The organism is Bradyrhizobium cajani, assembly GCF_009759665.1.
Lineage (GTDB): Bacteria > Pseudomonadota > Alphaproteobacteria > Rhizobiales > Xanthobacteraceae > Bradyrhizobium > Bradyrhizobium cajani.
In genome coordinates, this window is record NZ_WQNE01000007.1 from 184,067 (window position 1) to 203,540 (window position 19,474).

Sequence of the window (19,474 nt, forward strand, 5' to 3'; positions counted from 1 at the left end):
GGCCTTGACCTCGAAGCGTTCAGTCCCTTGGGGCGACAATCGTGCGGTGAAGCGGGACATGGGATTCCGGCTCCGGGGTTCGGCGCGCGGTCTCCCGCGGGAAATTTTTGCACCAAGATTGGCTTGATCGTTCCTGTTCTGTTTAAGACGAGCCTGGAGGCGGCGTCAATTAAGGGACCGTTTCAATGGGTTACATTGGATCGCGTTGGACGAGCCCTGACAGTCTCAGAATCTAATTGTTTGGGATTTCGAGTTCTCCGCGAAGCGGCCGCTGCTCATATGGCTGCTTGGCACCTACCCAACTTTACCCAGTTGCGCTCGTATCCGGGCTTATGAGCCATTTTACTTCGATCTAGACCTCCAAATGTCCAGAAACGTCTAGGAGGAAGATCGTGTCTCACCATTGCGAGGGCGACGTGAGGTCGGTCCGGGATGGTCACGCCTCCGATCTTACGGGCAAGGTCGCGATTATCGCAACCTTGGACACAAAGGGCCGCGAAAGCGCTTATCTCGCGCGCGTCATCGAACAGTGGGGCCGCAAGACTCTTACGATTGATGTAGGCACATCAAACAGAAGGTGCAGAAGCGAGGCGGATAGCAGCGATGAACGGGTGGCTGCACCCGCTGAGCTCTTACGAGAAATAGCCGCGGGCGCGCGTGAAGAAGTCAAGGAGCTCCTGCGATCCGGTGCGATCGACGCCGCCGTCGGAGTGGCGGGCGGCAAAGGTAGCGCAGTCTTCGGTGAAGTTGTATCGGATTTGCCGTATGGATTCCCAAAGCTGCTGGTGAGCAGCGCGAGACCAGCCCTCCTGGCCGAACTCGCCCTCCACCATGACATCATCCTCTATCCGACCCTGATCGATCTGTTCGGAATCAACGCGTTCACCGAACGCGTTCTGGACAATGCAGGGCGCGCCATTGCGGCGATGCGCTATGTGCCTGCTCGAGAGCGGCGGAAGAGAAAGACTGTTGCGATCACTGCCTTTGGGGTCACGACGCCGGCGGCAAATCGCTGTGTAGCGCGGCTGGCAGAGGCAGGCGTCGACGCGATTGTCTTTCCGGCCAATGGCGCTGGGGGCCGCAAGATGGAGCAGCTCGTGTCCGCCGGTGAGTTCGATGCGGTGATCGATTTGACCACAACCGAGCTCGCTGACGAGCTGGTCGGCGGCACGGCCGGTGCAGGTCCGGATCGGCTCAAAGCAGCTTCTCACCGCATGATTCCTCAGCTTATCGCGCCGGGAGCTGTCGACATGGTGAACTTTGGCCCTCCCTCGAGCGTGCCTGCCGAGTTCAAGGGGCGCCAGTTCTATTCGCATACCCCCTTCACGACGCTCATGCGCACGACCGCCTCGGAGAACGAGCGCATAGGCAAGCTCACAGCAGAGCGCCTCTCGCAAGCAAAGGCGCCCGCCCTCGTGTTGTGGCCGGCAAAGGGGGTGTCTGACTATGACCGGGACGGTGGAATCTTTCGAAATCCCGAAGCCGATAGAGCCTGGTTTGACGCTGTCAGGCAAAGCCTCCCGCCCTCGATCATCGCTCGCGAGCTGGATTGTCACATCAACGATCCGGAATTTGCGGACGCGGCCGCATCGTGGATCGTTGAACGACTGACACCAGGAGGGTCCTCGCGTGCGGATGTTTGATCGGCCCGAAATACTCGCAAAGATCACAGCTCAAGTTGAGGCGGGAAAGGCAGTGCTTGCCGCGGCGAGCAGTTGCGGGCTCGTCGCAAAATGCGCAGCTCTGGGCGGGGCTGACATGCTCGTGGTCTACAGTACTGGGTTATCGCGGTTGATGGGGCTGCCGACGAGCCGGATCGGCGATTCCAATGCGCGGACGCTTGAGCTGGCGGCGGATATCCGCAATGTCGTCTCCTCCGTTCCTGTTATAGGCGGTGTCGAGGCGTGGGATCCCCTCCGGCTCGACCTCGATGATCTTCTGGACAAGTTCTGGGCTGCCGGCTTCTCCGGCGTGATCAACTACCCGACCATTTCAACGATGGGTGAGAAATGGCGTGAGCGTCGAGGCCGCGTCGGGCTCGGCTTTGAGCGTGAAGTTGAGATGATCGCGGCCGCTCGCAAGAAGAACATCTTCTCGCTCGCCTACGTCGCAAGCCCGCACGACGCCAAAGCGATGGCAACGGCGGGAGCCGACTGCATCGTCCCACATGTCGGCGCAACGCGCGGCGGCCTTGTGGGGCATGAGGAGGGACAGTCGATTGAAGAGGCCATCAGGCGCATCAACGACATCAATGCTGCAGCTCAAGCCGTCCGCCCGGACGTCACCCTTCTCTGCCATGGGGGGGCAATCGCTGAACCCCAGGATACCTCGGAAGTCTACCGATCGACCGGATGTGTCGGATTCGTTGGCGCCTCCTCCATCGAACGGATCCCGATCGAGCGGGCGGTGAAGGCTGCTGCCGAAGAATTCAAAGCCGTTCCGCTCACGCGAGAGCGTCAGCATCCACTGCAGAATCTGCACCGAGGCACGAATGAATAGCCCAGTCGCCGAATTGAAACCCAATGCCGCTTCCTTCTCCAAAGCAAGCAAGCCAACGCACGATTTGGAGACGGACGTGCTAGTGATCGGTAGCGGCGCGGCCGGACTGTCCGCAGCGCTCTATGCGGCAAAGGCCGGGCTTCGCGTGACGGTGTGCGAGAAGTCTGACCGGCTCGGTGGCACGACCGCCCTGTCGAACGGCATGATCTGGGTTCCATGCTCAATACAGGCCCGAGCCGCGAAAATCGATGATTCGATTGCGAAAGCGAAGACCTATCTGCAACACGAACTTTGCAATTACTATCGCCCCGAGTTCGTGGACGCTTATCTTGAAGACGGCCCAACGGCGCTCGCCAGCTTGGAGAATGGGAGCGAAGTGAAGTTCACGCTGGCCTCCGCTCCAGATTATCATTCCAGCCAAATCGGCGGGGTCGACAAGGGGCGGGCGCTGAGCCCAGCTCCTTACGACGGACGGCTTCTCGGCAAGGATTTCGACCTGATAGGTGATCCGATTCGCGTCGTGCTCGGCGGCATGATGATTTCGTCCGGCGAGGTCAGAAGTTTCCTCAACCCCTTCCAGTCGGCTGCCTCGCTCAAACACGTCCTGCGCCGGGTCAGCCGCTACGCAGGCGACCGGCTGCGCTACAGGAGGGGCACTGAACTCAGTGGCGGGAATGCGCTGATTGCGCGGTTATTGGTAAGCCTTCGTAGATATGGCGTTGAAATCCGGCCACGCTGCCCGGCGGTAGATCTGACGAGGGAGGGAGGGAGAGTTACTGGCGCACTCCTCAAGCGGGATGGCAGAGATCTCCGCGTCCGCGCCTCGCACGGAGTGATCCTGGCAACCGGTGGCTTTGCGCGGAACGGGAAATTACGCGCCCAGCTCAGCGGAGCCCACCAACACAATGATACGCTCGCCCACAGCGATGTCACCGGCGATGGTATTGCGCTCGCAGGCAAGCTCGGAGCTGCGATCGATAATGACGTTGCATCGAGCGGCTTCTGGACGCCCGTCTCGATCCTCAGGAACGGCCGCTCCTTGCAAGTGGTCCCGTACGGCTGGCTCGATCGTGGCCGCCCAGGCGTCATCGCGGTGGGGCCAAATGCCAAGCGCTTCGTCAATGAATCCAATTCGTATCATGATATCTGCCTTGCCATGTTCAACAACGGTTATCCGGCGGACAAGCGGTTCTATTTCATCTGCGACAAGGAATTCGTTCGCCTCAGGGGCATGGGACATCTGCTCCCCTGGCCATGGACATTGAGTATCAACAAGTATGCCCGGTTGGGCTACATCGAGATCGGCCGGACTATTGCGGAGCTTGCAGCGGAATTGGGGCTCGACCCCAACGAGCTCCAAAAGACCGTTGAAGAACACAATGCCCACGCAGCTGAAGGATGCGATCCGCTCTTCAACCGGGGTGAATCGGCTTTCAACCGCACGCTGGGAGATCCGGCGGTCGGAAAGAAAAACCCGAACCTTGGGCCTATCAAGAGCGGCCCATTCATCGCACTCCCAATTGTCCCGGCAACCCTTGGGACGGCGACCGGCCTCTCAACAGATGCAGAGGGACAGGTCCTGAATGGAAATGGGGCGCCGATCGCAGGTCTTTATGCCTGCGGCAATGACATGACCTCGCCGATGCGTGGAATCTATCCTGGGGCAGGCATTACAATCGGCCCGGCGATCGTGTTCGCCTACCGCGCGGTCCACAGCATCGTGCGGTCGGCGCGACAGGAGCAGCCCGCGGCGGCATCATGAGCGTAAGTCGAATGTTCTCTCCTGCTCCCCCGCGACGACGGACCAGAGTAAAGCGAGAGTGCGCATGGCCAACCAGCACCGCTATAAACACGTTATGAGCCCTGCCGGGCTTCATGCAACTATGATCTCATGAACTGGAGGGGCACGATGCGCCGCTCACGCCACGCCAAGATCGTCGCAACCGTCGGCCCGTATGAACGCTCACCGGGAGGCAGTTGCGAGGCCCCGGTGATGCTGAACTGGTCGGTGAAGGAGTTCGCCGACCGAAGCGGGTTGTCATGCGCCGTCGTCAGGCGGCTAGAAGAGTATAATGACACGCCTCCGGCGTCCGACAAGTTGCTTCAAACCTTGTAAAACACGTTTGCGGGGCGAATTGAATCTACATTTCCGCTGGTTGGCAAGGCAGGCTTCGGCCGCAATGAGCTTTTCAGTACTGAACAAACAGCCTGCGGCATAGTCAAGTGGTGCGTCATTTCACCTGATTTCTTCCAATGGTTCGACATCGTTCGCCGCGGAACGCGTTTGCGCCCCCTGCGACTCGGTTAGGACATGCGGGTAGCTCTTCTATCGTTTTGGCTGAATTGAAGTTGGCCTGGTGAGAACGTTCGCGGCCCGCCGGCGGCTCTCTTTACGCGGGCGCAATGTCGGTTGTCCGGCGAACATTACCCAACATTACTCAGATCTCCCTACGTTTCTCTAGGCAATCTCGCGCAGCATGTCGTGAATGAAGCGCCGATAGGCGGGCCGCCCAAGAAGCCCACCATCGCCTGCAACTCCCATTGCCGGGATGACCTTCTAGGAGCGCTCTCGTGCCAGCAGCCCTTCGTTTTCAACGAGTAGCTCACCCCTTCAAACGATCGGGGTGAAGAAGATGTGCTCGCAATCTCAAGGAATCTGAGGCAGCGGCATGGATACGCTACTTATCGCCATGTTCGAAATCTTGAGCTTCGGCGCGATCGTTGTCCTGGTCGTGCTCGGCCTCGGAATCATTGCCAGCATGATGGGTATCTTCAACTTCGCCCAGGGCGAGTTCGTCCTGCTGGGCGCCTACGTCACTTATCTCGTGCACAGCCTCGGTTTGCCGGTCCCGCTCGGCATGCTTGTCGCGCCCGTCGCGGTCGGCGCGCTTGGTTTCGTTCTGGAGAAAGTCGTGGTGCGACGGTTCTACGCCGCTCCAATCGTCGCCATGCTTGGCACCTATGCGCTCGGGCTGATCATTCGTGAAGCCGTGCGCGGCCTGACCGGCGGACTCTATCTCTCCGTGCCGGAGCCAATCAGTGGCTCTATCATGATCGGTGGCCTGCATTTCGCCGCCTGGCGGAGCGTCATCGTCATAATCACTTTGCTGGTGATGGCCGCGAGCCATGCACTGCTTGCCCATACCTCGTTCGGCCTACGAGTCCGCGCCTCGCTGGAGAACCCACAGCTAGCGCGTGCCTCGGGCATCTCCACGGGCATGATCTACAGCGTCACCTTTGCGTTTGGCGCGGCGCTCGCGGGCCTTGCCGGCGCGCTGATCGTGCCGGTCTTTTCGCTGTTCGCCGATCTCGGCATCCGATTTCTCATCCAGGGTTTTGTTGCCGTGATGGTCGGCGGCGTCGGGTCCTTCGCGGGCCCGGTCGCGGGCGCCAGCGTCATCGGCACGTTCAGTGCCTGGTTGCCTTGGCTGATGTCGCCGGTCATCGCCGACGTTCTGGTGTTCGTGCTCGCCATCATTTTCATCAAGTTCCGGCCGCAAGGCTTAATTTCGGGAAGAGGGGTCAACCGATGATCAACGCCAACCGTCAACTGAGTCGCCGCCGCTTTCTCGGCAATTTTGCCTTCGCTTCCGCGGCCATCGCCGCGGGCCCGGGGAGCTGGGTGATTCGCCCGGACTGGGCAAATGCTGCGGAAGGTCCGATTAGGCTCGGCATTGCGACCGATCTTACGGGGTCACTCGGCTTTGCCGGCAACACCGACGCCAATGTCGCTCGCATGCTGGTCAAGGAGATCAACGACTCCGGCGGCCTGTTGGGACGCCCGATCGAACTCCTGATTGAGGATACTGCCTCCGACGAATCCGTCGCCGTGGGAAATGTGCGCAAGCTGATTCAGCGAGACAAGGTCGACTTGGTGATCGGCGGTATCTCGAGTTCGATGCGCAATGCGATCAAGGACGTCATTATCTCTCGCGGCAAAACGCTCTATATCTATCCGGAAGGTTACGAAGGCAAAGAGTGCACGCCCTCTCTGTTCTGCACCGGGCCGGTACCGGCTCAAAATTGCGACCAGTTCATTCCCTGGTTGATCGAAAATGGTGGCAAACGCTTTGCCCTACCTGGCTCCAATTATGTTTGGCCGCAAACAATTAACGCCTATGCGCGCAAGGTGATCCAGAGCAGTGGTGGCGAAGTCGTCTTTGAAGAATACTACCCGCTCGATCAGATCGACTTTTCCTCTACGGTTAACCGCATCATATCCAACAAAGTAGACGTGGTTTTCAACGCCATTGTCCCGCCCGGCGTTAGCCCGTTCTTCAAACAGCTCTACCAAGCCGGATTCTCCAAAAACGGCGGGCGGCTGGGCTGCGTCTATTACGACGAAAACTTTCTGGAAATGAACCAGGCCCATGAGATTGAAGGGCTTGCGAGCAGCCTCGACTACTACAAGGTGCTCGCGGCGGAGGATCCAGTGAGCGCCAGGATTCAATCGGCTTACGACAAACAGTTCCCTGCCAAGTTCCGGTTCTCAGCAGGCAGCGCCGCTACCGGCACCTATCGAGGACTGAAGCTGTGGGAAGCTGCAGTGAAGGAGGCCGGTACAATTGACCGCGACGCGGTAGCCGCCGCCCTCGACCACGCGAAAATTGCGGAAGGGCCGGGCGGGCCTGCCGAGATGGCGCCCGGCAAGCGCCACTGCAGGATGAAGATGTACATTGGAGTGGCGAAGGGCGGCCAGTACGAGATCGTCGCGCGCAGCGCCGGCCTGGTCGATCCGAAGGAGTGCTGATGTCATCGACCGGCACTGGCATACAGCCCCCGCCACGCGTCATTGAAGCTGCTCGTTCGCCCCTCATGGCATCTGCCTTCGCAGGGCGAAAGAAGGTGCTTCCGATTCTCGAACTAGCATTGCTGATTGCCGCTTCCATCGCACCTCTCGTCTTGCGGGATTACATCACTGTCTATGCGACACGAGTGCTCATTCTGTGCCTCTTCGCGTTATCGTTCGATCTGGTGTGGGGCTATGCGGGTATCTTGAGCTTGGGTCAGTCGCTGTTCTTCGGCATGGCCGGCTACGGTGTGGCGCTGCTTTCTCGCGATTTCGGGGTTGGATCGATCTTTGCCGTTCTTCCGGCCGGAACCCTGATAGGCTTTGTGGCCGCATTGTTGCTGGCGGGCTTCCTCCTGCTCGGCCGTCACCCCTCCAGTGTGGTCTTCGTTTCGCTTGGCACTATGACCGGAGCTTACGCAGCTGACCGCCTGGCGAGAGGTTCACATTATCTTGGCGGTCAGAACGGTATCCCGTCGATCCAACCGATGACAATTGGCTCGCACGAACTGAGCGAGGGCCCTGGTTTCTACTACCTGGTGCTCGCCATTCTAGTTTTAATCTACCTTCTGTCGCGCTTTCTGTTGCGATCCCAGTTCGGCCTCGCGCTGGCGGGATTGCGAGAGAACGAACAGCGGATCGCCTTCTTCGGGTACAAAGTGCAACATTTGAAGGCGATCATATTCGCAATCAGCGGCGCGATTGCAGGTACTGCCGGTAGCCTTTATGCGTTTCACGAGGGGTTCGTCTGGACGAACATGCTGGGCGTGGTCATGTCGACTCAGGTCGTGCTCTACGTCTTGTTCGGCGGCTCCGGGACATTGATCGGTGCGGTCATCGGCACGGCGATTGTCGAGGGACTCAGCTTCTGGCTGTCCGACAACTATCGCGATATTTGGCCGATCATTCTGGGCGTTCTGCTGTTGCTCGTCATTCTGTTCCGGCCCCTCGGCTTGATCAGCCTCGTGTTGGGCGAGCGGGATCGTGTAGGTCATTTCGGCCCGAGCCTCAAGGAGAAGCGCAATGCCGCTCCTTGAAGCCGCCGGCATCTCCAAGGTCTTTGGCAAGCTCACCGCTCTGGATGGAGCGGCGCTCACCGTCGGCGAGAGAGAGTTTCATGGCCTCATCGGGCCGAACGGCTCGGGCAAGAGCACGCTGATGAAGTGTCTTGCAGGTGCGCTCGTGCCGACCCGAGGCAAGGTGACGTTCATCAACACTGACGTCACCTCGTTTACGCCGCCAGAGCGTGCGCGGGCCGGCATGAGCCTGAAATTCCAGATCACCGCCGTGCTACCGCCCCTCACGCTTTACGACAACATTCTGCTCGCGCTGCAGGCCCAGTCGTCACTGCTGGACCTGGCGTTCTCGCGCACTCGTGGACGACTGCACGAGGAGGTCATGACGCTGCTCCTCCAGTTCCGGCTCGCCGATCGGGCCTTTGATGCTGCGGCGACCCTATCTCACGGGCAGCAGCAATGGTTGGAGATCGCGATGGCGCTCGCATGCCGACCGCGCCTGCTGCTGTTGGACGAGCCCACCGGCGGCATGAGCCTGGAGGAGCGCCGCGTCACCGGCGAATTGCTGCAGCCGGTCAAACAGCATTGCTCGATCGTCATCGTGGAGCACGACCTGGATTTCATCCGCGACATCTGTGACCGCCTGACCGTGCTCGATCAGGGCAAGGTGCTGGCGTCAGGAACGGTTGCCGAGATCCAAGCCAACAGAAGCGTCCAGGAGATTTATTTGCGCCGTGCCTGAATTCCTCAATATCAATCATCTCGATGCCGGCTATGGACGTAGCCAAGTCTTGTTCGGAGTCAATATGGCCATCCCGCCGCGTGGCGGGGTGGCCGTCCTCGGCCGCAACGGCGCCGGAAAGAGCACGCTCATGAAAGCGATTGTGGGCGAACTGCCGGCATGGAAGGGCTGCCTGCAGTTCAACGGCCAAGACATCGATGGCCGGCGGACCGAAGTGCGGGTGCGGGCCGGCATTGGATACGTGCCGCAAGAGCATTCAGTGTTCGCGCGCCTCTCCGTGCGTGACAATCTCGCCGTCGGATCGCTTTTGCACCGCGATGGATCGGCAGTGGACCGGGTGATGAGGATGTTTCCGAAACTCGGCCAGCGCCTCGATCAGCCGGCCGGAACGCTGTCCGGTGGCGAGCGCAAGATGCTCGCAATCGGGCGCGCGATCCTCGGAAACCCGAAACTCCTCCTGCTGGATGAGCCGACCGAGGGGGTCTGGATCGGCGTCATCGAGGAGATCACCGAGCGCTTGGTCGAGCTAGCCGGAGAGATCGCCATCATCATCGTCGAGCAACATCTCGACCTCGCAATGCGTGTAGCGGAGCAGGCCTATGTGCTCGATCGCGGCCGTGTCGCGCTTTCGGGCCCGGCGCAACAGCTGCGCAACGACCCGCGGCTGTTGACGTATCTGGCGCCGTAGAGGCGTTCGCCGGCGGCCACTCCCTGGTGGAAGGTGGCGCATTCGAGTTCCTTGAGATGGCTGAGCAGAGAGGGTCCATGTCCGAAACCATCAGCGATTTTGTCAATGCGTGCCAAGTCGTCGATGTCCATGAACATCACATGCCCGAGGTCGCACACAGCCCGGACGTAAATCTGTTGAAACTGCTCCAACAGAGCTATGCGGCTTGGACGAGCCACGTGCTGCCATCCGAGCCCAAGGCGACGATCGAAGTGATATCTAGCCCTACCGAGCCGACCAACTGGGAGGCCCTTGCTCCGTTCCTCGAGAGGAGCGGATCGAACGCATTCGTCCGTAACCTCGTCCGCGGAGTCGCCGAGCTTTACGGCGTCGCCGACACTGGAATCACGCGCGACAACTGGGAGGCGGTAGACGCGTTAGTGCGCTTGCGCCACAAGGAGGCGACATGGCCAAGTGAAGTGATTGGGCGGGCCGCCATCGGAAGGATCGTAACGGACCCGTTTCTCGATCCGTTGATGGATCCGCGGCCGGTCCTTGGGCAAAGTTACGATGCGGTCCTGCGCATTAACGCATTCGCCCTCGGCTGGCATCCCGAATCTTGCGACCATAATGGAAATTGTGGGCATACGTTGCTGCGGCGCCTCGGCCTAGAGGTGAAAACCTTCGATGATTATTGCGGCGCAATCCGTGAGCTCGTAGCCGGCTGCGCCCGGCGCAATCACGTTGCGCTCAAAAACGCACTCGCCTATGACCGGAATCTAAGCTTTGACGAACCGGATGAGGAACTGGCTCGGCAGGCTTGGGGACAAAGATCTCCATCCCCTGCGGCGCGCAAGGCGTTCTGCGACTTTGTCGTCGACTTGTTTTGCCAACTCGCAGGCGAGGCCGACCTGCCAGTCCAAACTCATCTTGGAACGGCAATCATAAGCGGCTCCCACCCCCTACGCATGACCGGGTTGATTGAGCGTCATCCTCGGACCCGCTTTCTGCTGATGCATTTGGCCTATCCATGGAGCCGGGACCTGTTGGGAATGGCCTTTGTGTACCGAAATGTCTGGCTTGATTTGTGCTGGTCTTTTCTGTTGAGCCCTTCCCATTTCAAGCTCGCCCTCCACGAAGCCATTGAAGTCTTGCCAGATGAATCGCGAATGATGATTGGAGGAGATTGTCTTCACGTTGAGGAGACGTTTGCCGCAATACAGGGCGCGCGCCGGTTGATCGGCGAGGTTCTGAACGAAAAAGTCGCGAACGGTTACTTTCGGTCGCGAGACGCAGAGCGCTTGGCAATCAGAATCCTTGGCGAGAACGCGAAGGAGTTTTTCAGACTGTCCTGAATGCTGCCTTCGTTACGCGATTTTACCCAAAACATGAGCTGAAGAGGGTGATTGAAACCCAAAACGAGGGATAGCTTTCAGGCTGCCGCGGTCCGCCGGAAAGAGCAGGGCACGTGGATTTAAGGCCATGAGCTAAGAGGAGGTCAGTTCGATGTTGAATGATCACCGACAACTCAGCCGCCGCCGCTTTCTCCGCAATTTCGCCTTTGCCTCTGCGGTCATTGCGGCCGGCCCGGGCAGCTGGGTGATCCGTCCTGACTGGGCCAACGCCGCCGAAGGCCCGATCAGGATAGGCATTGCCACCGACCTTACGGGGGCACTCGGCTTTGCCGGGAATACCGACGCCAATGTCGCTCGCATGGTGGTCAATGAGATCAACGAGACTGGTGGTCTGCTGGGGCGCCCCATCGAGCTCCTGATCGAGGACACTGCGTCCAACGAGTCCGTAGCTGTTGGCAATGTCCGCAAGCTGATCCAGCGAGACAAGGTCGACCTGGTGCTCGGTGGCATTGCGAGCTCGATGCGCAACGCCATCAAGGACATCATCATCTCTCGTGGCACACGCTTCGCGTTGCCTGGCTCCAACTACGTCTGGCCACAAACAATCAACGCCTATGCGCGCAAGGTGATCGAGAGTAGCGGCGGGGAGGTGGTGTTCGAGGAGTACTATCCCCTCGACCAGATCGATTTTTCATCGACCGTGAGCCGCATCACGTCCAACAAAGTAGACGTGGTATTCAACAGCGTCATCCCCCCGGGCGTAGGCTCCTTCTTCAAACAGCTTTATGAAGCGGGCTTTTCGAGGAATGGGGGGCAGCTGGGCTGCGTCTACTACGACGAGAACACGCTCGAAATGAATCAGGCTCACGAGATCGAAGGCCTCGCCAGCAGCCTGGATTATTACAGGGCGTTCGCCGTGGAAGATCCGGTGAGCGCCAAAATTCAGTCGACTTACGAAAAGCAGTTTCCTGGCAAGTTCCGGTTCTCAGCAGGCAGCGCCGCGACCGGCACTTATCGAGGGTTGAAGCTGTGGGAAGCCGCAGTCAAGGAAGCCGGTACAATTGACCGCGACGCGGTCGCCGCCGCGCTCGACCACGCAAAGCTTGCGCAAGGGCCTGGCGGGCCGGCGGAGATGGTGCCGGGCAGGCGCCACTGCAGGATGAACATGTATGTTGGTGTGGCAAGGGCCGGCCAATACGAGATCGTCGCCCGTAGCGCCGGCCTGGTCGACCCGAAGGAGTGTTGAATGCCCCATGTTGCACGGGCCGGCTTCGCTGGCGCCGCATGCGGGCAGATCGCGATACCTAGTTCCCGCGATAGTTCGGCGGCCTCTTCTCGAAGAAGGCGTTCATGCCTTCCTGTTGGTCAGCTGTGCTGAAGGCAAACCGGATCGCTTGGCGCTCAAACTCGAGCCCGGCGTCCAGCGTGGTCTGAAACGCGGCGAGAACGGCGGCTTTGGCAAGTTCAGCCGAACGGGGAGGCTTTTGCGCAATCAGATCGGCTAGTTCGAGCGCACGAATCTGCGCCCTGCCGCCTTCGACAACTTCCGCCACAAGGCCGGCCTGCATCGCGATCCGCGCCGTGATGGATTGGCCGCTCAGGATCATCAGCATGGCCAGCGACTTGCCAGCCACGCGTGTCAGCCTTTGCGTAGCGCCGTCGCCCGGCAATATCCCGATGTTGATCTCAGGCTGCCCAAATACCGCCCCTTCGCCTGCTATCACGATATCCGCGAGCAGTGCCAATTCGTGGCCGCCGCCGAAGCAAATGCCCTCGACTGCGGCAATGAGAGGCTTGGGGAAATTGGCGACATCCCTCCAGGCAGAACGTCGCGCGGAATTGTCGATTGCCTCAAAGCCGCGCTCTCGCATCTCCTTGATGTCCGCGCCGGCAGAGAAGAACGCATCGCTGCCACAAAGCACGACACAGCGGACATCTTCGTCGATTGCGGCATCGCGCAAGGCGGCGCCTAGATCCACGATCATGTCGTTGCTTAAGGCGTTTCGTTTCGATTTCCTGTTCAGCGTCAAAAGGCGCACGTGGGGCGCGACAGATGTCGACAGGATGAGATCGGACGTATTGGTCATGGAGCGGCTCTCTTGAAGGAATATGAGAGTCAGGCCCTTAAACTGAAATCGATTTCTTAGCAACAACGCTCTTTGAGGGCTGTTTTCACGGTATCAGCCGCCCGCGGCGCTGGCGCCACAAGCTGTAGGCGGGCTGAAGGTGGCCCCATAAGGCGGCCCTCAGCCTTGAAAAGCGGCTTGACTCCGCGGTTCCGAATTCTTATTGATAATGAAATCGATTTCAAAGATGAGTGTCAAAATGCCCGATGAATGCGGGAAACCGGAAGCGTGCGGCCGGTGGGTCGCATCTGAAGGATCTCATTGACGCTGCGGCGGTCTTTCGACGCCGCGCTGTCCAACAAGAACATCAGCTTCTTCAGAAGCGCGCTTAGAGCAACAGGAGGAGGGTTAGCCATGGGAATGGCACGGAATGTCGCGCGCGCTTTATGCGAGCCGCTGCGCAAGTCGGAAGCAACGATGGAGGCGTCCTGCGCGATTGTCGTGCAACGGCCACTCGTGAGGCGAGGCCCGCAAATACATGAAGCCAGGCGGGCTTTCCGTCGGCATCCCGGGCACCTTTTGCGCCTGGCTTCCGCGGGTCCGGCCTGCTCAAGGCCGCCGCTCTCGTAGACCCCCCATCGCGGCGGGCGCAGTTGAGCCGACGAGCGGCTGCTCGTTCTCGCGCAACCCGCAACATCATTAACGTCATCAACAAAGCCCGAGGACCCATGAACATCATTGCTCAGCCCAGCGCTGGACCCATCCAGCTTGACAAGCAAACTGCCAACAAGCGGATGACCGCCGGCCTTGGAGGAGGGGTGGCGCTGGAGTGGTACGACTGGAATGTCTACGGCGTAATGGCAGCGTTTCTCTCGCCGCACTTCTTCCCTTCCGATGATCCCACCACCTCGCTGCTGGCGGGGCTGGCCGTGTATGGGGCGGGCTTTTGCGCACGACCGCTCGGCGCGGTTTTGCTGGGGCCGGTCGCAGATCGCATCAGCCACAAGCGCGTGATGCTGATCTCGGTCACGGCCATGGCGGTTTGCTCGCTTTTGATATCCTTGCTGCCCACCTACAAGGACCTCGGCGTCACGGCGGCCATAGCGCTGCTGATCATGCGTCTAATTCAGGGGCTTGCCACAGGCGCTGAGGCTGGTGTCGCCAACGCCATTGCAATTGAATTGGCGCCACCTGGAAAGGAGGGACACTACCTCGGTCTGATTGGTGGCACGTTCATCCAGTTAGGAAACCTTGGATCCAGCCTGGTTGCCTTCCTGGTGAGCGCCTCCGTCGCACCTGAAGCCATGCGCGAGTGGGCCTGGCGCATACCCTTTGCGGTCGGTGGCGTGCTCGGCCTTTTGATCATCTATCTGCGCACGACGGTGCCGGAAACCTTGATCAATCGAGCCATGCATCGTCAAGACGAGTCTTCGCGCATTCAGGAAACGACTGGCGGGGTGTGGAAAGCGCTATGGAGCGTCCGCCTTTCGCTGCTCGCCGTCATCCTGGTGATCGGGTCGGTGCAGATCGCCAACTATGCCTGGAACACCGGTCTGCCGAACATGGCAAACACAGTCTTCAAGGAGAACAGCACGTATGTGTACGGGATCATGACGCTGATGGTCCTGATCTGGATGTCAACGGCGCCTCTTATCGGCGCTTTCGCGGACAAGGTGCGACCCTCGCGTGCGTTCACGCTGCTGCGCCTTTTGCTCATCCCATGCTTTTTCCTGACACTGCTCTATTCGGAAAAAGGCATCGTCACGTTCTTCTTTGTCACGGTGTTCGGCGGCGCGATCGTCGGCTTCAACATGGCCCTCTATAACTTCATCGCCACCACGCTGATGCCGCGCGCCGTGCGGACCACCGGAGTGGCTCTCGGCTATGCGCTCGGCGTCTCTTTGTTTGGCGGGACGTCACCCTATCTGCTGGTCTGGTTGCAACGCGAGCACATCGCCTGGATGTTTCCCGTCTACGGATCGTTGATCGCGCTCCTCAGCGTGCTGGTCTACCAGATCGCCAAGAAGCGCGGGCGCCTCTACATCGGTGAATGAACACGCTCTGCTCCTGCGCTTCGCCGTACCCGCGGCAGACGCAAAGTGTCCACGTCAGGTGCAAAACATAAGAGCGCTCGCGCGTATCCCTTTGAGCATGGGGTCGGCGCAAGCGTCCTTGCGAGAGCAGTCATTCACAACACAAAGACTGCTTACACGGCACTGAGTTGCTGAAACTGGAGTCCGAAGCATGAAAACACCTTCATCGCCGCACTTCACGCCTGTGGACTTGAAGCGACATTTCAACGCCAGCCGCGCAAATGCCGAAGGGTTCGGCGCTCGCCCGGGTGACACTGGCTGGATCGATTCGCTTCGCGGGCTCCAGACCCATCGTGGCATGCCCTTTCTCTTCGCCAGCGAAACGGGGCCGGATGTGCTGGAGCTGCGCCCCGGGGCCCCTCCTGCCGCAATTGCGTTGCCGCGGGTAATGGCGAGCTATGTGCTGTTCGTGCAAGTGGCGGCAGACCGCCCCAGTACAAGCCCCGAGGGTTTTGGAGAGATCGGCCCGGCTACGCTGCCTGTGGAAGGCAATCTACTTGGCGACCGGGTCGCGACATACGGGCTCCGCTACGCCGACGGGACCGAGACCGAAGTGCCGCTGCTGCGCCGCTTCGCGATCCAGCAGAACCACATCTCCTGGAGTGCGAGTGCGTTCGCCGCCCTGCCGCTACGCGCGCCCATCGTGCATGCAAGCACCGGCGAAGACTTTGTACTCGGCAGAGCGCCGGGGGCGAGCTTCTTTCAGGGCGAGGCCCGCACCCAATCGGGACGCATGGATCGACAGGGTGAGAACCTGTGGCTTTACGCGCTCCCGAATCCGTATCCGGACAAGGAGCTTTCGGCGCTAACCTTGCGCGCGGAAGAGGAAATCTCGCTCGTGTTCGCGGTGACCACGACAACGCTCACCCAGCACCCGCTGCGCCTCCAGGGCCGTTGCAAGCTGAAGGTGAGGCTGCCGCCCGGGGTTCATCTCAACAAGCTTGGCGAGCTCGATGTCGACGATCGAGGCGAGCAGATCGGCATGGACCTCGGCACGGTCATCTCGGCCCGCGCAGTGCTCGAGTACTCCAGGGCGGATTGGCTGGGCGCCAAAGTTGATGTGCAGCCCGTGCGCTCCGCCAGCGAAGTCATCGTCGAGTACTCCGCGCATCCGGACGCAAGGCTCTATCTGCGCTCCGAGGATGGCCGCTTGCACATGTTCGATCTTCGATCGTTGGAAGGTGGCGGTAACGCAGGCGGCGCCTCGCTCACCGTGGCGACAGTCGAACCGGCCACAAGGCCGGTCAAGATTCGCATCGTGGAGAAGGGCAGCGGCGTGCGCGTTGCCGCGCGGCTGCATGTCCACGGTGCGCACGGAGAGTATCTGCCACCCAAGGGACATCACCGCAAGGTCAATATCGGCAGGTTCGAGGACTTCTCGGGCGAATTTGCCAATGGGCTGAACCAGTACGCCTACGTGGACGGCAGTTGCGAGGCGGACTTGCCGCTCGGGCCCGTGTTCGTAGAGATCTGCAGGGGTTTTGAGGTGCGCCCGCTGCGCACCATCGTCGAAATCACAGCAACGACGGACAATCTCACCTTTGAGCTAGATCGTGTACTGCGCTGGCGCGAACAGGGGTGGGTCAGCTCTGATACGCACGTCCATTTCCTGAGCCCGCAGACGGCGCTGCTTGAGGGCAAAGCGGAGGGTGTCAACGTCGTCAACTTGCTCGCTGCACAGTGGGGCGAGCTATTCACCAACGTCGCCGATTTCGACGGACGCACGACGATCGGGGCAAAGGATTTCGGCGGGGACGGAGAATTCCTGGTTCGGGTCGGCACGGAGAACCGGATGCAGGTTCTGGGGCACATATCGCTGCTCGGTTACGAAGGTGAGATGATCAATCCGCTCTCTTGCGGCGGATCCAACGAAGCTGCGATCGGCCATGTTCTGGAAGCGACCATGGCCGACTGGGCGGAGCGCTGCCGTCAGCAAGGGGGACTGGTCGTAATGCCGCATGCGCCGAACCCGCAGGCGGAACGTGCGGCCGACATTGTGCTCGGCCTTGTCGACGCCATCGAAATGATGTCGTTCAACCCGCGGACGGCGCAGATCAGCGCATTTGGTCTTGCCGACTGGTATCGCTACCTCAATATTGGATACCATCTGCCGCTGGTAGCCGGCTCCGACAAGATGGACGCGGCCGCCCTCCTCGGGGGCTCGCGGACCTATGTGCGGCTGGGCGAACGCGACTTCACGTATCGCAACTGGATGGATGCCGTACGCAGCGGGGACACGTTCATCACGGTCGGACCTCTGGTTGAGATGACCGTTGAAGGACGTCGCCCTGGAGGCACGGTCGCCCTTCCCCGTTCAGGCGGCACCCTCACGATCGACTGGCGGATCGAATCGGTCAGCGTTCCGCCGGCGCGGGTGGAACTCATATGTAACGGCACGGTCCTCGAGGAGGTTCGATGCGGGGGCTTGTCGTGCAAGGGGCAGCTCTCCCTGTCCATCAGCGAGTCATGTTGGATCGCACTGCGCGTTCGGGGCAGTGTCGCCGGCCGCGAGGCCGACATTGCGGCGCACACCAGTGCGGTATATGTCAAAGTAGGCGGTATGCCCATCTTTGCCACCGCGGATGCAGTGTCGGTTCTTGCACAAATCGAGGGATCGATCGCCTATATGGACACGCTCGCCCCCAAGTCCGACGAAGCCCGACACTCGCGGCTGCGAGCTGCCCTGGAACTTGCGCATCATCGCCTGCATCATAGACTGCACGAACTGGGCGCCAGCCACCACCACGCGCCCGTTCACTCCGTCCACGTTGAACGCGAGCATTGAGAAGCCTCTTGTGCACTGATGATCGGAAGGCGGCGGGTCGTATGGTCAGCCAACTCCACTTACGTTTGATTAGTGAAATGGGACGAGCAGCTTGCGTCACCGGGTCCTCGGATGGGAAGGCCAGGATACGGGTCCTGAAATAGTTTCGGGAAGCGCGGCCCGATCAATGATCTCGACTGCGCCCGCGGCGGGCGGGACGGAAGTTGGGCCGCGGCGGGGCGCTCGATGACCGCATGACCAGCCGGTAGGGCAACACGACGCTTCTCGGGACAGGACTTCCGGCAATGGCATTGATGAGATAATCGGCGGCTCCCCGGCCGATTTCTGCTGCCGGAACACTGACTGTCGTGAGCGGCGGGTCCATTTGCGCCGCCAGCTCGACGTCGTCAAATCCTGTGATGGAAAGCGTGGCCGGTACGGCCAGCCCCATTTTGCGAGCCTCTGCCATTGCACCGATGGCAAGCGTGTCGGTGGTGCAGATTACTGCGGTCGTGTCCGGATGATCGGTGAGGAGTTGACGAAGGGCACTACGGCCCTGAGCCAGCGAATAATCGGCCTTGACGGTCTGGGTTGGCTTGAGCGGGAGACCGGCGTCCGAGAGCGCGCGCTGAATTCCCTCGAGCCTGGCGCGGGATCGGTCATTTGACGCAGCAACAACGTTGGCAATCGCGCCAAAACGGACGTGTCCAAGCCTTAGCAGATACTCCGTCATCTCGCGGGTGGCGCTTTCATTGTCGATCCCGATCGCGGGGATACCGCCGCCGGCCTTGGCAACGTAGGTGGTGATGACGGGTACGCCTGCCTGTTCGATCAGGCTCCTCAGCTCCCGTCCGTGGGAAGCTCCGACCAGCACGATTCCATCGATGCCGCGTTCAATGAGACTTTGCAGTTCCTGAAATTCACGCCGCTGGTCATATTGCGAATTCGCAATGAACAGCGTGTAGCCGCTTTCGCTAAGGCGGTTCTGGAGCGCTTCCACGCCTTCTGCAAAGATACCGAGCGCCAGCGTCGGAACGATGACGCCGACGGTCCGCATACGTCCCGATTTCAATGCTCTGGCTGCGCTATCGCGCGTGTAGGCCAGGTCATTGATATGCCGCATGACCCTGTCGCGAAGCTCCGGCCGGACGATATCGGGATGATTAAGCACGCGCGACACCGTCGCAGGCGATACATTCGCCTTCCGGGCAACGTCCTCGATCTTCACGCGCGGCTGCTGGCGGCCTTTTGGCGCGATTACAGGTTTCTTGTCCATTTGCGTTAGCTACCAGGAGAAGGAGAGGGTCTCCCCTCAAAAGGGTTAAACCATCACGAGCGCCACCTTCTCAAGCCCTGTATACGGGCCATCGGGGCTATTTCTCGCCCTCTCATGCGCAGATGGAGCGGGACGAAGCGAATCTCATTCGAAAGGGGTTGATTCGCTTGACTCTGGTTCTTAGTCAGCCTAACTCTGAAATCGATT

Annotated in this window: 14 protein-coding genes; 12 read left to right on the plus strand and 2 right to left on the minus strand. The window is 60.2% G+C overall.

The annotated features are described in order from the left end of the window. The first annotated feature begins 392 nt into the window (after window positions 1-392). The 10 genes from GPL20_RS11830 to GPL20_RS11875 all read left to right on the plus strand — a co-directional run bounded on the left by GPL20_RS11830 (window position 393) and on the right by GPL20_RS11875 (window position 12,314). On the plus strand, window positions 393-1,643 hold the full coding sequence (locus GPL20_RS11830; protein WP_254124921.1) for a Tm-1-like ATP-binding domain-containing protein: 1,251 nt from the start codon (window positions 393-395) through the stop codon (window positions 1,641-1,643). Next, window positions 1,636-2,499, plus strand: coding sequence for a phosphoenolpyruvate hydrolase family protein (locus GPL20_RS11835; protein WP_100233367.1), 864 nt, complete (start codon window positions 1,636-1,638; stop codon window positions 2,497-2,499). Before GPL20_RS11830 ends, GPL20_RS11835 begins: the two co-directional genes overlap by 8 nt. Next, on the plus strand, window positions 2,492-4,261 hold the full coding sequence (locus tag GPL20_RS11840; RefSeq protein WP_157329664.1) for an FAD-dependent oxidoreductase: 1,770 nt from the start codon (window positions 2,492-2,494) through the stop codon (window positions 4,259-4,261). Before GPL20_RS11835 ends, GPL20_RS11840 begins: the two co-directional genes overlap by 8 nt. 907 nt (window positions 4,262-5,168) lie before the next feature. Then, window positions 5,169-6,032, plus strand: coding sequence for a branched-chain amino acid ABC transporter permease (locus tag GPL20_RS11845; protein WP_100233370.1), 864 nt, complete (start codon window positions 5,169-5,171; stop codon window positions 6,030-6,032). Further along, entirely contained in the window at window positions 6,029-7,249 is a 1,221-nt protein-coding gene (locus GPL20_RS11850; protein ID WP_157329665.1) for a substrate-binding protein, read from the plus strand. Before GPL20_RS11845 ends, GPL20_RS11850 begins: the two co-directional genes overlap by 4 nt. A gap of 65 nt (window positions 7,250-7,314) precedes the next feature. Continuing rightward, window positions 7,315-8,325 (plus strand): branched-chain amino acid ABC transporter permease, encoded by a 1,011-nt coding sequence (locus GPL20_RS11855; RefSeq protein ID WP_100233372.1) that lies wholly within the window; start codon window positions 7,315-7,317, stop codon window positions 8,323-8,325. Next, window positions 8,312-9,046: an ABC transporter ATP-binding protein gene (locus GPL20_RS11860; protein ID WP_100233373.1), complete on the plus strand. Its 735-nt coding sequence runs from the start codon at window positions 8,312-8,314 to the stop codon at window positions 9,044-9,046. The genes GPL20_RS11855 and GPL20_RS11860 overlap by 14 nt, the downstream gene beginning before the upstream one ends. Beyond that, entirely contained in the window at window positions 9,039-9,734 is a 696-nt protein-coding gene (locus GPL20_RS11865; RefSeq protein ID WP_100233374.1) for an ABC transporter ATP-binding protein, read from the plus strand. The genes GPL20_RS11860 and GPL20_RS11865 overlap by 8 nt, the downstream gene beginning before the upstream one ends. Before the next feature lie 77 nt (window positions 9,735-9,811). After that, entirely contained in the window at window positions 9,812-11,068 is a 1,257-nt protein-coding gene (locus tag GPL20_RS11870; protein ID WP_157329667.1) for an amidohydrolase family protein, read from the plus strand. Window positions 11,069-11,219: 151 nt separating this feature from the next. After that, complete coding sequence (locus GPL20_RS11875) at window positions 11,220-12,314, plus strand: ABC transporter substrate-binding protein (RefSeq protein WP_167532988.1); 1,095 nt, start codon at window positions 11,220-11,222, stop codon at window positions 12,312-12,314. A gap of 58 nt (window positions 12,315-12,372) precedes the next feature. Here GPL20_RS11875 and GPL20_RS11880 read toward each other — a convergent pair whose 3' ends face one another. Then, window positions 12,373-13,155 carry an enoyl-CoA hydratase-related protein gene (locus GPL20_RS11880; protein WP_157329668.1) on the minus strand — a complete coding sequence of 261 codons (783 nt, stop codon included), beginning with the start codon at window positions 13,153-13,155 and terminating at the stop codon, window positions 12,373-12,375. A 707-nt stretch (window positions 13,156-13,862) separates the two neighbouring features. On the opposite strand from GPL20_RS11880, the gene GPL20_RS11885 reads away from it, so the two are divergent. Continuing rightward, window positions 13,863-15,188, plus strand: a complete 1,326-nt coding sequence (locus tag GPL20_RS11885) for an MFS transporter (RefSeq protein ID WP_157329669.1) — start codon at window positions 13,863-13,865, stop codon at window positions 15,186-15,188. Window positions 15,189-15,378: 190 nt separating this feature from the next. After that, window positions 15,379-18,012 carry a CehA/McbA family metallohydrolase gene (locus tag GPL20_RS11890; protein ID WP_157329670.1) on the plus strand — a complete coding sequence of 878 codons (2,634 nt, stop codon included), beginning with the start codon at window positions 15,379-15,381 and terminating at the stop codon, window positions 18,010-18,012. Between the two features lie 163 nt (window positions 18,013-18,175). On the opposite strand, the gene GPL20_RS11895 is transcribed toward GPL20_RS11890, so the two are convergent. Then, the gene (locus GPL20_RS11895; RefSeq protein ID WP_157329671.1) at window positions 18,176-19,267 is read right to left on the minus strand and encodes a LacI family DNA-binding transcriptional regulator; all 1,092 of its coding nucleotides are present in this window, start codon (window positions 19,265-19,267) and stop codon (window positions 18,176-18,178) included. Between the last annotated feature and the right edge of the window lie 207 nt (window positions 19,268-19,474).